Source organism: Streptomyces sp. NPDC031064 (assembly GCF_055570965.1).
Map to the genome: position 1 here is coordinate 288,721 of NZ_JBVIGF010000007.1, position 15,601 is coordinate 304,321.

Here is a 15,601-nt window from a genome sequence, read left to right on the forward strand (position 1 = left end):
GAGGTACCTGGCGAGTGGGCGAGGGAGCAACTGGGAGCGGGCGGGGGGGGACTGCCCAGCCGGAAGAAGAAGCCGGAGACAAAGAAGCGGGGTGCCCGACCGGTGGTCGGGCACCCCGCTTTCGTGTCGGCCGGATCAGCCCTTCTTGATCTCCCAGAAGCGGAAGACGGTGGACGCGTCGAGCGTCCACTCCAGGCCCGTGACGCCGTCGCGGGCGACCGCGTACTGCTTGCCCTGCCACAGCGGCAGGACCGGCAGGTCCTCGGCCACCATGTCCTGGAGCTTGCCGAAGTCCTCGACGGCGGCGGTACGGTCGGCGGTCGCGGCGGTGCGCGGGATGAGCGTGCCGGAGATCTTCTTGTTCTCGTAGTTGTTGTTGAGGACGTTGCCCTCACCGAAGAACGGCTGCGTGAAGTTGTCCGGGTCCGGGTAGTCGGGCACCCAGCCCTTCACGTACACGCCGTACTTGCCGGCCTTGATGTCCTTCTCGTACTGCTCGAACTCGACGGACTTGACCGTGGCCTCGAACAGTCCGCTGTCGTTGAGCTGCTTGGCGATCGCCTTGAGCTCCTCGTCGGTGGAGGGGCCGTAACGGCTGGGCGTCGACCAGAGGGTGAGCTTCACCTTGCCGTCGACACCGGCGGAGCGCAGCGCCTGCTCGGCCTTGGCGCGCTGCGGCTGGTCGCCGTACTCGTTGACGAAGGCCGTGTTGTGGCCGACGATCCCCGCCGGGATGATCGAGTACAGCGGGGTGGCGGTCGACCGGTGGATGTTGTCGACGAGGGCGTCGCGGTCGACGAGGTACGCGATGGCCTTGCGCACGCCGAGCTTGCCGACGACCGGGTCGTCGACGTTGAACACCAGGTGCTGCACCTCGGCGCTGGAGCCCTCGATGACCTCGAACTCGGCCTCGGCCGACGTGTCGGACGCCTGGATCCCGGCGATGTCCGCCGCGGCGAGGCCACGGTACGCGACGTCGATCTCGCCCTTCTGCATGGCCGAGGCCAGCGCCTTGCGGTCGCCGTGGAAGAACTTCAGCTTGACGCCGCCGTTCTTCACCTTGGCCGTGCCCTGGTATTCGGGGTTGGGCGAGAAGACGGCCTCGCCGTCACTGAACGAGTCCAGCTTGTACGGGCCGGAGCCGACGGCCTTGCCGTCCGTGCGCAACGCCCCGTCCTGGTACTCGCGGTGGTCGACGATGGAACCGGCACCCGAAGCGATCTTGCTCGGGAAGGTGGCGTCGGGCACCTTGAGGGTGAAGACGACCGTCTTGTCGTCCGGCGTGTCGATCTTGGCGATCGTGGAGAGCAGCGGCGCGGGGCCTGCCGGGTCGTTGATCTTCAGCGCCCGCTCGAAGGAGAACTTGACGTCCTCGGAGGTGAGGGGGTTGCCGTTGCTGAACTTCAGCCCGTCACGCAGCGTGCACCGGTAGACCTTGCTGCCGCCCTGGTCGAAGCCGCACTTGTCGGCCGCCTCCGGCTGGGGCACCGAGGCGCCCTTGGGGAAACTGAGCAGGGACTGGAAGACGTTGTTGAACAGCAGCCACGAGCCCGGGTCGTAACCGGCGGCGGGGTCCGTCGCCAGAACTTCGTCGGACATGCCGACGGTCACCGAGCCGCCGGAGTCACCGGCGCCGCCGCTCTTCTCCTCGCCGCAGCCGCTCAGCAGGGCGGCCGCAAGCCCCGCTGCGAGCGGGGCCGTCAGCCACTTGTTGTGTGCCTTCACAGGAACCTTGCCTCTGGATCTTCATCGCCGGCCGAGCCCGAGTGCCCGGCCGGGTACAGCAGGGTCAGGCGATACCTCGGGCCAGCTCCCAGAGCTGAAGGTCCGAGGAGGTGTTCAGCGCCCACTCCACACCGGTCACGTCGTCGCGGGCGGCGACGTACTGCTTGCCCTGCCACAACGGCAGCACAGGGACGTCGGTGGCGACGATGTCCTGGATCTGCGCGAAGGCGGACGACGCGGCGTTGCGGTCTGCCGCGCGGCGCGACTCGGGGAGGAGCCGGCTGCGCGTGGCGCTGTTGACGTAGGGGGTGTTCAGGAAGTTGTCCGCGTCGAGGAACGGCGCGATGTAGTTGTCGGGGTCCGGGAAGTCGGGGAACCAGCCGAGGCCGTACACGGCGTACTCGCCGCGCTTCTGTGCGGGGCGGAACTCGGACCACTTGGCGCCTTCGACGGTGACGTCGAAGAGTCCGGTGGCGTTGAGCTGGTCGCGCAGCGCGGCGAACTCCTTGGCGGTGCCGGTGCCGTAGTGGTCGCTGGTGTAGTGCAGCGTCAGCTTCACCGGGGTGTTGATGCCGGCGTCCCGCAGGATGCCCGCGGCCTTCTTGCTGTTCGGCTCGCCGTACTTGTTGAAGAAGGAGTTGGTGTGCGCGGTGATGCTGGAGGGGATCAGCGAGTACAGCGGGGTGGCGGTCTCCCCGTACACCGTCTGGGCGATCCGGCTGCGGTCGACGACGGCGGCCATGGCCTGGCGGACCGCCTTGTCCTTGACGGAGGGGTCTTCGGTGTTGAAGCCGAGGTAGCGGATCTCCAGGCCGGGGACCTCGGTGATCCTGATGCCCGGCTTGGGATTGTCGTTGAGGTCCTTGACCTGCTCGGGCGACATCGTGCGGGTCATCATGTGGATGTCGCCGGATTCCAGGGCCTTGCCCATGGCAGCGGCGTCGTCGAAGGACCGCAGCACGACCTTGTCGTTGCGGACCTTGATGTCGCCCTTGTAGTGGTCGTTCCTGGTGAACACGACCTTGGTGACGCGGTCGCCGCTGACGTCGGCCTTCATGGTGTACGGGCCGGAGCCGTCGACCTGGAAGCCGTCGCGGAGCTTCTTGGCCTCGTACTTCTCGCTGCTGAGGATGCCGGCGACGGGGGTGGAGAGCTTGTACGGGAAGGTGGCGTCCGGGCTCTTGAGGTGGAAGACGACCTCGTCGTCACCCTTGGTCTCGATCGTGTCGATGTTCGACAGGAGGCCGGCCGCGCCGTTGTCCGACTTGATGGCCAGGACCCGCTCGATGGAGAACTTCACGTCCTTGGCGGTGACCGGGGTGCCGTCGGCGAAGGTCAGGCCGTCCCGCAGGGTGCAGCGGTAGCTCTCGCTCGCCCGGTCGGTGAAGCCGCACTGGGAGGCGGCCTCGGGCACCGGGGCGCCACCGCCGCGCGGCACGTGCATCAGGGTCTGGACGGTCTGGCGGAGCACGTTCCAGACGCCGGTGTCGTAGGCGAAGGCCGGGTCGAAGGGGGCGGAGGCGTCCTCGGTCGCGGCGAACTGGTCCGTGGTACCGACGACGATGGCGTCACCACCGGAGCCGCCGTCCGTGCCGCCGCATGCGACGAGCACGGGGGCGAGCAGGCCGAGCACGGCCGGCAACACCAAGGTCTTGCGGTTCATTCTGGACGTTCTCCTCATCCGGCACTGGGTACAGCGGCGTACGGACACTCCGCCGCGTCCGCCCGGTCGGGGCGGAGCGATCGGGCCGGGATACAGAGCGATCGATCCTGTGTTCCCGTGGGCTTGGTGGCCGGACGGGACACGCGGAAACTGCGGCGAAGTTCTCGGCTAGAGATTAGTAGGCGACGCCACACATGCAGGAACGGGACCGAGTTGAGGCCACATCAGACAGTGATCAGTAATGCGTCAGGGGCTATCGCTATGCGCTGGAATGATTCGTACACGAGTCCATGAATCCGGACACATGGGCAGGGCGGAAGCATGCCGTTCCGGGCATGCGGGCGTTTCCGGCCATGCGGTCCATGCCACGCTGAGTGACCAAGCTCACTCCGTAAACCATTGCCGGAGTCACGGAAAAGGCATGTTCCGCTGCGCTGGGTTTTCGGCGCTATTCGCCGCCACACGCAGGGTGCGCGATCAGTTCATTGACGTGATCAATGTGCGCAGAAAACGGAGGTCGATCTCTTCCAGCGACCGCACGACCACCCGGCCGTCGGCCGGCGCGATGGGGGCGACGGACGGCACGGCGACCACCCGGCAGCCCGCCGCCTCGGCGGCGGCCACGCCGGTCGCGGTGTCCTCGATGACGGCGCACCTGCCCGGCTCGGCACCGACCCCGCGCGCGGCCAGCAGGTACGGGTCGGGGTGCGGCTTCGTACGGGACACCTCGTCGCCCGCCACGGTGAGCGTGAACCGGTCGCGGCCGAGCGAGTGCAGGACGCGGTCGATGATGCGGCGGTGCGAGGCGGAGACCAGCGCGGTGGGGACGTTGTGCGCGGCGAGCTCGGCGAGCAGCCGCTCGGCACCCGGCATGAGGGGGACGCCGCGGCCGATGCGCGCCTCGAAGCGCTCGTTGAGCAGCACGGTCAGCTCGGCGAGGGTGATGTCGGCGCCGGTGGCCTCGATGAGGTAGCCGGCGCTGCGGGTCATCGGCCCGCCGACCACCACGTCGCGCCATGACTCTTCGAGGGTGTGACCCAGCTCACCGAATACCTCGACCTCCGCGTCCCACCAGAACCCCTCGGTGTCGACGAGCGTCCCGTCCATGTCGAGGAAGACCGCCTGAAGGGCGGAGCCCTCGGCCATGCGGGTCAAGGACGCGGGGACCGTACTGGTCATCCGGCACACCTCCATAGAGGGACGAGAAGGCCGATCGCTCTCCCCGGTGGGAAGTCCCGGTGGGGAGCCCGGTGGAAGTTCCAGCGAATTCCGCTGGGATTCCGCCCGGATTCCGCCGTGGGAAAGCGACCGGCCTGCACTGGACCGACCAGTGTACGTCGCGCCGTCGATTAGCGCGCGTTGAAGTACTTCGCCTCGGGGTGGTGGATGACGATGGCGTCGGTGGACTGCTCGGGGTGGAGCTGGAACTCCTCGGAGAGGTGCACCCCGATCCGCTCCGGCCGGAGCAGGTCGGCGATCTTGGCGCGGTCCTCCAGGTCCGGGCAGGCGCCGTAGCCGAGCGAGAACCGGGCGCCGCGGTACTTCAGCGCGAACATGTCCTCCACGTCGGCCGGGTCCTCGGCCGCGAAGCCCAGCTCGGCGCGTACGCGCGCGTGCCAGTATTCGGCGAGGGCCTCGGCCAGTTGGACGGACAGGCCGTGCAGTTCGAGGTAGTCGCGGTAGGAGTCGGAGGCGAACAGCTCGGCGGTGGCCTCGCCGATGCGCGACCCGACGGTGACGACCTGGAGGCCGACCACATCGGTCTCGCCGGACTCCTCGGGGCGGAAGAAGTCCGCCAGGCACAGGCGGCGGCCACGGCGCTGGCGCGGGAAGGTGAACCGGGTGCGCTCGTTGCCGCTGTCGTCGAGGATGATCAGGTCGTCGCCCTTGGACACGCACGGGAAGTAGCCGTAAACGACCGCCGCCTCCAGCATGTTCTGCGTGTGGAGCTGGTCCAGCCAGCCGCGCAGCCGGGGCCTGCCCTCGGTCTCGACGAGCTCCTCGTACGTCGGTCCATCGCCGGTGCGGGCCTGCTTGAGCCCCCACTGGCCCTTGAAGAGGGCGCCCTCGTCGAGCCAGGAGGCGTACTCCTTGAGCTGGATGCCCTTGACGACCCGGGTGCCCCAGAAGGGCGGCGTGGGTACGGGGTTGTCGGTGGTCACGTCGGAACGGACGCCGCTCTCGGGAGCCTGCTCCTCGACCACGGCACCGGCGGCCGGGCGCACGCGCCGCTGTTTCAGCTCGGGGAGGGTGGCGCCGGGGACGCCGCGCTTGACCGCGATCAGCGCGTCCATCAGGCGCAGGCCCTCGAACGCGTCGCGGGCGTAGCGCACTTCGCCCTGGTAGATCTCGTGCAGGTCCTGCTCGACGTACGCCCGGGTGAGGGCCGCCCCGCCGAGGATGACGGGATAGTCGGCGGCCAGGCCGCGCTGGTTGAGCTCCTCCAGGTTCTCCTTCATGATCACGGTCGACTTGACCAGGAGACCCGACATGCCGATCACATCGGCCTTGTGCTCGTCAGCGGCTTCGAGAATGGCCGAAACCGGCTGCTTGATGCCGAGGTTGACGACGTTGTAGCCGTTGTTGGACAGGATGATGTCGACGAGGTTCTTGCCGATGTCATGGACGTCGCCCCGGACGGTGGCCAGGACGATGGTGCCCTTGCCCTCGTCGTCCGACTTCTCCATGTGCGGTTCGAGGTAGGCGACCGCCGTCTTCATCACCTCGGCCGACTGGAGCACGAACGGCAACTGCATCTGGCCCGAGCCGAACAGCTCACCGACCACCTTCATACCGTCGAGCAGGGTGTCGTTGACGATGTCGAGCGCCGGACGGGACTGCAGGGCCTCGTCGAGATCGGCCTCCAGGCCGTTCTTCTCGCCGTCGATGATGCGGCGCTTGAGCCGCTCCTCCAGCGGCAGCGCGGCCAGCTCCTCCGCCTTGCCCGCCTTCAGCGACTTGGCCGTGGCGCCCTCGAACAGCGCCATCAGCTTCTGGAGCGGGTCGTAGCCCTCGCTGCGGCGGTCGTAGATCAGGTCGAGGGCGGTCCGCACCTCTTCCTCGCTGAACCGGGCGATCGGCAGGATCTTCGACGCGTGCACGATCGCCGAGTCCAGACCCGCCTTCACGCACTCATCGAGGAAGACGGAGTTCAGCAGGATGCGGGCGGCCGGGTTCAGGCCGAAGGAGATGTTCGACAGACCCAGCGTGGTCTGCACGTCCGGGTGACGCCGCTTCAGCTCACGGATCGCCTCGATGGTGGCGATACCGTCCTTGCGGGACTCCTCCTGACCGGTACAGATGGTGAAGGTCAGGGTGTCGATGAGGATGTCCGACTCATGGATGCCCCAGTTACCGGTCAGGTCCTCGATCAGCCGCTCGGCGATCTCGACCTTCTTCTCCGGGGTACGGGCCTGACCCTCCTCGTCGATGGTCAGCGCGATCAGGGCGGCGCCGTGCTCCTTGGCCAGCGCGGTGACCTTCGCGAACCGGGACTCCGGCCCGTCGCCGTCCTCGTAGTTCACCGAGTTGATCACCGCGCGGCCGCCGAGCTTCTCCAGCCCCGCACGGATGACGTCGACCTCGGTCGAGTCCAGCACGATCGGCAGCGTCGAGGCGGTGGCGAAGCGGCCCGCCAGCTCCTCCATGTCCGCCACACCATCACGACCGACGTAGTCCACGCACAGGTCGAGCATGTGGGCGCCCTCACGGATCTGGTCCCGGGCCATCTCCACACAGTCGTCCCAGCGACCCTCCAGCATCGCCTCACGGAACTTCTTCGACCCGTTCGCGTTCGTCCGCTCACCGATCGCCATGTACGAGGTGTCCTGCCGGAACGGCACCGTCTGATACAGCGAGGCGGCACCCGGCTCCGGACGCGGATCACGCGGAGCCGGGGCGAGGTCGCGGACACGCTCGACGACCTGGCGCAGGTGCTCCGGGGTGGTACCGCAACAGCCACCCACCAGCGACAGCCCGTACTCCCGCACGAACGTCTCCTGCGCATCCGCCAGCTCGGGCGCCGTCAGCGGATAATGCGCGCCGTTCTTGCCCAGCACCGGCAGGCCGGCGTTGGGCATGCACGACAGCGGGATGCGGGAGTGGCGTGCCAGGTAGCGCAGGTGCTCGCTCATCTCGGCCGGACCGGTCGCGCAGTTCAGGCCGATCATGTCGATGCCCAGCGGCTCCAGCGCGGTCAGCGCCGCACCGATCTCCGAGCCCAGCAGCATGGTGCCGGTGGTCTCGACCGTGACGGACACGATCAGCGGCAGGTCCACACCCGAGGTCTCCAAAGCCCGGCGCGCGCCGAGAACCGCCGCCTTGGTCTGGAGCAGGTCCTGCGTGGTCTCCACCAGCAGCGCGTCCGCACCGCCCGCGATCATCCCCTCCGCGTTCTGCTGGTACGCGTCCCGCAGCTTCACATAAGGGGCGTGGCCCAGCGTCGGCAGCTTCGTCCCCGGACCCATCGATCCCAGCACCCACCGCTGCTGACCGGTGGAAGCCGTGAACTCATCGGCCACCTCACGCGCGATCCGCGCGCCCGCCTCCGACAGCTCGAACACCCGCTCCGGGATGTCGTACTCCCCCAACGCCGCGAAATTCGCACCGAAGGTGTTCGTCTCCACACAGTCCACACCGACCGCGAAGTACTCCTCGTGCACCGACCGCACGATGTCCGGCCGGGTGATGTTGAGGATCTCGTTGCACCCTTCGAGGTTCTGGAAGTCCTCAAGGGTGGGGTCCTGCGCCTGGAGCATGGTGCCCATGGCCCCGTCGGCCACCACCACACGGGTGGCGAGGGCCTGACGAAGGGCTGCGGCTCGGGTCCGGCTGTCAGTGTTCTGGGTGCTGTCAGCGGAGGGGGTCGGCAACGAGGCCATGGTTGTGCTCCCTGGAGTGCGACGGCTGTCGGCTTTGCGTCTTCGGAGGAAGGCGCACCGGGCCAGAGTAACCGCGTACCCGCCGGGGTGGACATTGCGTTCCAGGTGGTGGACGGCATGCTGGGGGCCGCGACGTCCGTTCGCGCGGGTTCCGGGGGGCTTCCTCGATGTGGCTCAGGGTCGGCAACCACCGATAGTGTTCAGCATTGTCGAACAGAGGGAGAAGGGCCGGGCGATGCCGAAGAACATCCAGTCGCTGGAACGTGCGGCGGCGATGCTGCGACTGCTCGCCGGTGGGGAGCGCCGTCTCGGGCTGTCGGACATCGCGTCGTCGCTGGACCTCGCGAAGGGCACGGCGCACGGCATCCTGCGCACCCTCCAGGCGGAGGGCTTCGTCGAGCAGGACGCCGCCTCGGGCCGCTACCAGCTCGGCGCCGAGCTGCTGCGGCTCGGCAACAGCTACCTCGACGTGCACGAGCTGCGGGCCCGCGCCCTCGTCTGGACGGACGACCTGGCGCGCTCCAGCGGCGAGAGCGTCCACCTCGGGGTGCTGCACCAGCACGGCGTGCTCGTCGTGCACCACGTCTTCCGGCCCGACGACAGCCGGCAGGTACTGGAGGTCGGCGCGATGCAGCCGCTGCACTCCACGGCGCTGGGCAAGGTGCTGTCGGCGTACGACCCGGTGGCCCACACCGAGGCCCTTGAGGTCGAGCGGGAGGCGTTCACGCCGCGCACCATCACGGACCTGGAGGACTTCGAGGCCGTGCTGGACATGACCAGGGCCCGCGGCTGGGCGGCGGACGTGGAGGAGACCTGGGACGGCGTGGCGTCGGTGGCCGCGCCCATCCATGACCGGCGCCGGATGCCGGTCGGGGCGGTGGCCATCACGGGCGCCGTGGAGCGGGTCTGCGGGGACGGCGGGGAGCTGCGCCACGAGCTGGTCGCGGCGGTGCGGGACTGTGCCCGCGCGGTCTCCCGGGACCTGGGCGCCGGGCGCTTCTGACGCCTCCGGCGCATCATCGGTAACGAACGCATTTCGGCCAACAGAACTCTTGACGCCGCGTTTACGAGGGGGCAAAACTGCCGTTCATCGGTCGGCATTGTCGAACACCTACCGGCAATACACGCTAGAGTGTGGCAACGCCAGGAGGCCGGTTATCGCCCTCACCGAGGGCACGGACCACCGGAGGGACCCGGGGTTCGCCTTCCCCTGGACGAAGGACAAAGGAGTCGCGGGTGTCCAGCTCCGACATCTTCATCGGCGAGATCATTGGTACCGCCGTACTCATCCTGCTCGGCGGTGGCGTGGTCGCCGCCGTCGTACTCAAGCGCTCGAAGGCGCAGAACGCCGGCTGGCTGGCCATCACCTTCGGGTGGGGCTTCGCGGTCCTGACCGCCGTCTACATGACGGGATCGCTGTCCGGCGCGCACCTGAACCCCGCCGTCACGGTCGGCATCGCGATCAAGGACGGGGACTGGAAGAACGTCCCCGTCTACTTCGCGGGCCAGCTCCTCGGCGCCATGATCGGTGCGGCGCTGGTCTGGATCGCCTACTACGGCCAGTTCCACGCGCACCTGACCGACCGCGAGATCGTGGGCGACCCGGCCGAGAAGGCCATCGAGGGCCCCCACGACGAGGCCAAGAGCCACGCCGGCCCCGTCCTCGGCGTCTTCTCGACCGGCCCCGAGATCCGTAACGTCTGGCAGAACCTCGCCACCGAGATCATCGGCACCCTGGTGCTCGTCCTCGCGGTCCTCACCCAGGGCCTCAACGACAGCGGCAAGGGCCTCGGTGTCCTCGGCGGACTGATGGTCGCCCTCGTCGTGGTCGGCATCGGCCTCTCGCTCGGTGGCCCGACCGGGTACGCCATCAACCCGGCCCGTGACCTCGGCCCGCGCATCGTGCACGCCCTGCTCCCGCTGCCGAACAAGGGCGGCTCCGACTGGGGCTACGCCTGGATTCCCGTCGCCGGCCCGCTGATCGGCGGAGCCCTCGCCGCGGGTATCTACAACATCGCGTTCGCCTGAGCCGTCCTTCTTACCGACTTACGGGAGCAACCGTGACCGACGCACACACCACCGGCCCCTTCATCGCCGCCATCGACCAGGGCACCACCTCCAGCCGCTGCATCGTCTTCGACCGCGACGGACGCATCGTCTCCGTCGACCAGAAGGAGCACGAGCAGATCTTCCCCAAGCCGGGCTGGGTGGAGCACGACGCCGCCGAGATCTGGGCCAACGTCCAGGAAGTCGTCGCCGGCGCCATCGACAAGGCGGGCATCACCGCCGCCGACGTCAAGGCCATCGGCATCACCAATCAGCGCGAGACCACGCTGCTGTGGGACAAGAACACCGGTGAGCCCGTCCACAACGCCATCGTCTGGCAGGACACCCGCACCGACGCGCTCTGCAAGGAGCTCGGCCGCAACGTCGGCCAGGACCGCTTCCGCCGCGAGACCGGCCTGCCGCTCGCGTCGTACTTCGCCGGCCCGAAGATCCGCTGGATGCTCGACAACGTCGAGGGCCTGCGCGAGCGCGCCGAGCGCGGCGAGATCCTCTTCGGCACCATGGACTCCTGGGTCATCTGGAACCTGACGGGCGGCGTCGAGGGCGGTCACCACGTCACCGACGTCACCAACGCCTCCCGCACCATGCTGATGAACCTGCACACCATGGAGTGGGACCAGAAGATCCTCGAGTCCATGGACGTCCCGGCGGCCGTGCTGCCGGAGATCCGTTCCTCCGCCGAGGTGTACGGCCACGTCAAGGGCGGCGTCCTGGACGGCGTCCCGGTCGCCTCCGCGCTCGGCGACCAGCAGGCGGCCCTGTTCGGCCAGACCTGCTTCGCCGAGGGCGAGGCCAAGTCGACGTACGGCACCGGCACCTTCCTGCTGCTGAACACCGGCGAGAAGATCATCAACTCGTACTCGGGTCTGATCACCACCGTCGGCTACAAGATCGGCGACCAGGCCCCGGTGTACGCCCTGGAGGGCTCCATCGCCGTCACCGGCTCGCTGGTGCAGTGGATGCGCGACCAGATGGGCCTGATCAACTCCGCCGCCGAGATCGAGACCCTCGCGTCCTCGGTCGAGGACAACGGCGGCGCGTACTTCGTACCGGCCTTCTCCGGCCTCTTCGCCCCGTACTGGCGCTCCGACGCCCGCGGTGTGATCGCCGGCCTCACCCGGTACGTCACCAAGGCGCACATCGCGCGCGCCGTGCTCGAGGCCACCGCCTGGCAGACCCGCGAGATCACCGACGCCATGACGAAGGACTCCGGCGTCGAACTGGCCGCGCTCAAGGTCGACGGCGGCATGACCTCCAACAACCTGCTGATGCAGACCCTCTCGGACTTCCTGGACGCCCCCGTGGTGCGCCCGATGGTCGCCGAGACCACCTGCCTCGGCGCCGCCTACGCCGCCGGCCTGGCCGTCGGCTTCTGGCCCGACACCGACGCGCTGCGCGCCAACTGGCGCAGGGCCGCCGAGTGGACCCCCCGCATGGACGCTGACAAGCGTGACAGCGAGTACAAGAACTGGCTCAAGGCCGTCGAGCGGACCATGGGCTGGATCGAGGACGAGGAGTAAATCGACATGACCACCCTGCAGAGCGTCCCCGCCCTCGGGACGCACCCGGCTGCCGGTTCCCTGCCGAGCCGTGCCCAGACGCGGGAGCAGCTCTCCAAGGCCACCTACGACCTCCTGGTGATCGGCGGCGGCATCCTGGGCATCTCCACGGCCTGGCACGCCGCGCAGTCCGGGCTGCGGGTGGCCCTGGTGGACGCCGGTGACTTCGCCGGCGCCACCTCCTCCGCCTCCTCCAAGCTGCTCCACGGCGGTCTGCGCTACCTCCAGACCGGTGCGGTGAAGCTGGTCGCGGAGAACCACTTCGAGCGCCGTGCGGTCTCCCGCCAGGTCGCCCCGCACCTGGCGAACCCGCTCACCTTCTACCTGCCGGTCTACAAGGGCGGCCCGCACGGCGCCGCCAAGCTCGGCGCGGGCGTCTTCGCGTACTCGGCGCTCTCCGCCTTCGGCGACGGCGTCGGCCACCTGCTGAGCCCCGCCAAGGCCGCCCAGGACGTGCCGGAGCTGCGCACCGAGAACCTCAAGGCCGTGGCCGTGTACGGCGACGACCAGATGAACGACGCGCGCATGGCCCTGATGACGGTCCGCGCCGCCGTCGACGCCGGCGCCACCGTCCTCAACCACGCCGAGGTCACCGGACTGCGCTTCACCAAGGGCCGGGTCACCGGCGCGGACCTCCGGGACCGCACCAGCGGTGACGAGTTCGGCGTCGACGCCCGCCTGGTGCTCAACGCCACCGGCCCCTGGGTCGACCACCTGCGCCGGATGGAGGACCCGAACGCGGCCCCCTCCATCCGCCTCTCCAAGGGCGCGCACCTCGTCCTGAAGCGCACCTCCCCCTGGAAGGCCGCGCTCGCCACCCCGATCGACAAGTACCGCATCACCTTCGCCCTCCCCTGGGAGGACATGCTGCTGCTCGGTACGACCGACGAGGAGTACGAGGGCGACCCCGGCGAGGTCGCGGTCAACGAGAAGGACATCACCCAGATCCTGGACGAGGCCGCGTTCTCCATCCGCGACCAGCAGCTCTCCCGGGACCTGATCACGTACTCCTTCGCGGGTCTGCGGGTGCTGCCGGGCGGGCCCGGCGACACTTCCAAGGCCAAGCGCGAGACGGTCGTCACCGAGGGCCGCGGCGGCATGCTGTCGGTGGCCGGCGGCAAGTGGACGACCTTCCGCCACATCGGCCGTACGGTGATGAACAAGCTGGCGTCGCTGCCCGGCGGCCCGCTCGGCGAGGACATGGAGCCGATCTCGGCCCTGCCGAAGAAGCTCCCGCTGCCCGGCATAGCCAACCCGAACGCGGTCGCCCACCGGCTGCTCGTCGACGGCGGTACGCCCGGCCCGCGCATGGCCGCCGACACCGCCCGCCACCTGGCCACGCACTACGGCTCGCTCTCCTTCGACATCGCGCGCCTGGCCAACGACAACCCGGAGCTGGCCGAGCGCATCCACCCGGACGCGCCGGAGATCTGGGCGCAGGTCGCCTACGCCCGGGACCACGAGTGGGCCGAGACGGCGGACGACGTGCTGCGCCGCCGCACGACCCTGACGATCCGGGGTCTGGCGACGGACGAGATCCGCGCCAAGGTCGAGGACATGCTCGGCAAGAAGGCCTGACGGCCAGGAGCGGTCCGAGAGGCTCGACCGCGGTTCGACGAGGGCGGCCCTTCCCGGGCCGCCCTCGCTGTACGCTCAGACATCGGATGTGTGGACACCGGGGGACGCCATGGCCGTGACCGACGAGGCGATCGAGAAGATCAAGTCGATGATCGTCTCGGGCACGCTGCGCCCCGGCGACCGGCTCCCCAAGGAGAGCGAACTGGCCGCCGGGCTGGGCCTGTCGCGCAACTCCCTGCGTGAGGCGGTGCGCGCCCTGTCGCTGATCCGCATCCTCGACGTCCGTCAGGGGGACGGCACGTACGTCACCAGCCTCGACCCGCAACTGCTGCTGGAGGCGCTCGGCTTCGTGGTGGACTTCCACCGCGACGACACGGCGCTGGAGTTCCTCGCCGTACGCCGCCTGCTGGAGCCCGCCGCGACCGGGCTGGCCGCGAGCCGGATCAGCGAGGCCGCGCTCGACGAGCTGGCCGGCCGGCTGGACGAGCTGGACGCGCTGGGCGCTGCCGGTGACGAGGCGTCGGTGGAGGAACTGGCCGCCGCCGACCTGGAGTTCCACCGGCGCGTCGTCCGGGCCGCCGGGAACACGGTGCTCGTTTCGCTGCTGGACGGCCTGTCCGGCCCGGCGACCCGGGTCCGGATCTGGCGGGGTCTCGCCAAGGAGGGCGCGGTCGGCCACGCGCTCGACGAACACCGTGCCATCCTGGCGGCGCTCCGCGACCGCGACGCGGAGGCGGCCCGCTCCTGGGCGACGGTGCATGTGGCGGGCGTCGAGCGGTGGCTGCGGAGCGCGCCGTAGCGGGCGGCGCTCGGATGAATCGGCCGGTTTCCGGTCGTGTTCACGCCGGTCGGCATGGGTAGTGGCTCCCGGTCGGTACAGCACTCGGACGTGTACGGGGGCTGCGGGCGGGGCCCCGGAAAGCCGTAAGGTTGGTCCGTACGCACGGAACTTCGGAAGGAGGCCTGGGTGATCGAGCTCGAGGGGGTTCCCGAGCTGATCGACCCGGTCATGGTGGCCGCGTTCGAGGGCTGGAACGACGCCGGCGACGCCGCCTCCACCGCGGTCGCGCACCTGGAACGGGAGTGGAAGGGCGAGGTGTTCGCGGCGCTCGACGCCGAGGACTACTACGACTTCCAGGTCAACCGGCCCACGGTGTACATGGACGGCGGGGTACGGAAGATCACCTGGCCCACCACCAGGCTGTCGGTGGTCCGGGTGGGCGGCGACAAGCCGCGCGATCTCGTGCTGGTCCGCGGCATCGAGCCGTCGATGCGCTGGCGCTCGTTCTGCAACGAGCTGCTCGGCTTCGCCCATGAGTTGGGCGTGGAGATGGTGGTGATCCTGGGCGCTCTGCTCGGTGACACCCCGCACACCCGACCGGTGCCGGTCAGCGGCGTCACGTCGGACCCGGACCTGGCGCGCACCATGGACCTGGAGGAGACCCGGTACGAAGGGCCGACGGGCATCGTCGGCATCCTTCAGGAGGCCTGCACGCACGCGGGCGTGCCGGCGGTGAGCCTGTGGGCGGCGGTACCGCACTACGTGTCGCAGCCGCCGAACCCCAAGGCGACGCTGGCGCTGCTCAACCGGCTGGAGGACCTGATCGACCTGCGCATCCCGCTGGGTGAGCTGGCCGAGGACGCGCGGGCCTGGCAGGTCGGCGTGGACCAGTTGGCCTCGGAGGACAGCGAGGTCGCGGAGTACGTGCAGACGCTGGAGGAGGCCCGGGACACCGCGGAGCTGCCGGAGGCGTCGGGCGAGGCGATCGCCCGCGAGTTCGAGCGGTACCTGCGGCGGCGGGACGGCGGGCCGGGCGGGCAGGGGCACGCGACGGAGCTCGGCGACAGCTCCTACCTGCGCGACACGTCGAGCGGCCGGACGCGCCCGCCGAAGCCGCCGAAGGCGGATGACGGTGGTTCCCAGGAGCCGCCGGAGCCGCCGGGCTCCTCGGAGCCGGACTCCCCGGACACCGATTCCCCGGACACCGATTCCCCGGGTTCCGGGTCCCCGGATTCGTCCGAGGACTGACGGCACACAGCAGCGGGGGGGGGGGGGGGGGGGGGGGGGGGGGCGGGGGGGGTGGGGGGGGGGGGGGGGGGGGGGGAGCCGCGGGGGGGGGGGGGGAGGG

At 69.6% G+C, this 15,601-nt stretch carries 10 protein-coding genes; 6 read left to right on the plus strand and 4 right to left on the minus strand.

Features of this window, described 5'->3' with window-relative positions; all coding sequences use genetic code 11:
- Nucleotides 1-135: 135 nt before the first annotated feature.
- The 4 genes from ACZ46W_RS25685 to metH form a co-directional block, all read right to left on the minus strand.
- Nucleotides 136-1,725, minus strand: coding sequence for an ABC transporter substrate-binding protein (locus ACZ46W_RS25685; protein ID WP_468341806.1), 1,590 nt, complete (start codon nt 1,723-1,725; stop codon nt 136-138).
- 64 nt (nt 1,726-1,789) lie between these two features.
- Nucleotides 1,790-3,388 carry an ABC transporter substrate-binding protein gene (locus ACZ46W_RS25690; RefSeq protein WP_468341809.1) on the minus strand — a complete coding sequence of 533 codons (1,599 nt, stop codon included), beginning with the start codon at nt 3,386-3,388 and terminating at the stop codon, nt 1,790-1,792.
- Nucleotides 3,389-3,865: 477 nt separating this feature from the next.
- Nucleotides 3,866-4,567 (minus strand): HAD family hydrolase, encoded by a 702-nt coding sequence (locus ACZ46W_RS25695; protein ID WP_468341812.1) that lies wholly within the window; start codon nt 4,565-4,567, stop codon nt 3,866-3,868.
- A gap of 170 nt (nt 4,568-4,737) precedes the next feature.
- Complete coding sequence (gene metH / locus ACZ46W_RS25700; RefSeq protein WP_468341815.1) at nt 4,738-8,268, minus strand: methionine synthase; 3,531 nt, start codon at nt 8,266-8,268, stop codon at nt 4,738-4,740.
- A 235-nt stretch (nt 8,269-8,503) separates the two neighbouring features.
- Between metH and ACZ46W_RS25705 the strand changes: the two genes are divergently transcribed.
- The 6 genes from ACZ46W_RS25705 to ACZ46W_RS25730 all read left to right on the plus strand — a co-directional run bounded on the left by ACZ46W_RS25705 (nt 8,504) and on the right by ACZ46W_RS25730 (nt 15,501).
- Complete coding sequence (locus ACZ46W_RS25705; protein WP_468341818.1) at nt 8,504-9,271, plus strand: IclR family transcriptional regulator; 768 nt, start codon at nt 8,504-8,506, stop codon at nt 9,269-9,271.
- A 233-nt stretch (nt 9,272-9,504) separates the two neighbouring features.
- A complete protein-coding gene (locus ACZ46W_RS25710; RefSeq protein WP_468341821.1) occupies nt 9,505-10,296 on the plus strand; it encodes an MIP/aquaporin family protein in 792 nt (263 codons plus the stop codon).
- A gap of 32 nt (nt 10,297-10,328) precedes the next feature.
- Nucleotides 10,329-11,855: a glycerol kinase GlpK gene (gene glpK / locus ACZ46W_RS25715; protein ID WP_468341824.1), complete on the plus strand. Its 1,527-nt coding sequence runs from the start codon at nt 10,329-10,331 to the stop codon at nt 11,853-11,855.
- A gap of 6 nt (nt 11,856-11,861) precedes the next feature.
- Nucleotides 11,862-13,472 carry a glycerol-3-phosphate dehydrogenase/oxidase gene (locus ACZ46W_RS25720; protein ID WP_468341827.1) on the plus strand — a complete coding sequence of 537 codons (1,611 nt, stop codon included), beginning with the start codon at nt 11,862-11,864 and terminating at the stop codon, nt 13,470-13,472.
- 109 nt (nt 13,473-13,581) lie between these two features.
- The gene (locus tag ACZ46W_RS25725; protein WP_468341829.1) at nt 13,582-14,271 is read left to right on the plus strand and encodes a FadR/GntR family transcriptional regulator; all 690 of its coding nucleotides are present in this window, start codon (nt 13,582-13,584) and stop codon (nt 14,269-14,271) included.
- 168 nt (nt 14,272-14,439) lie between these two features.
- Nucleotides 14,440-15,501, plus strand: coding sequence for a PAC2 family protein (locus tag ACZ46W_RS25730; RefSeq protein ID WP_468341832.1), 1,062 nt, complete (start codon nt 14,440-14,442; stop codon nt 15,499-15,501).
- Nucleotides 15,502-15,601 lie beyond the last annotated feature (100 nt).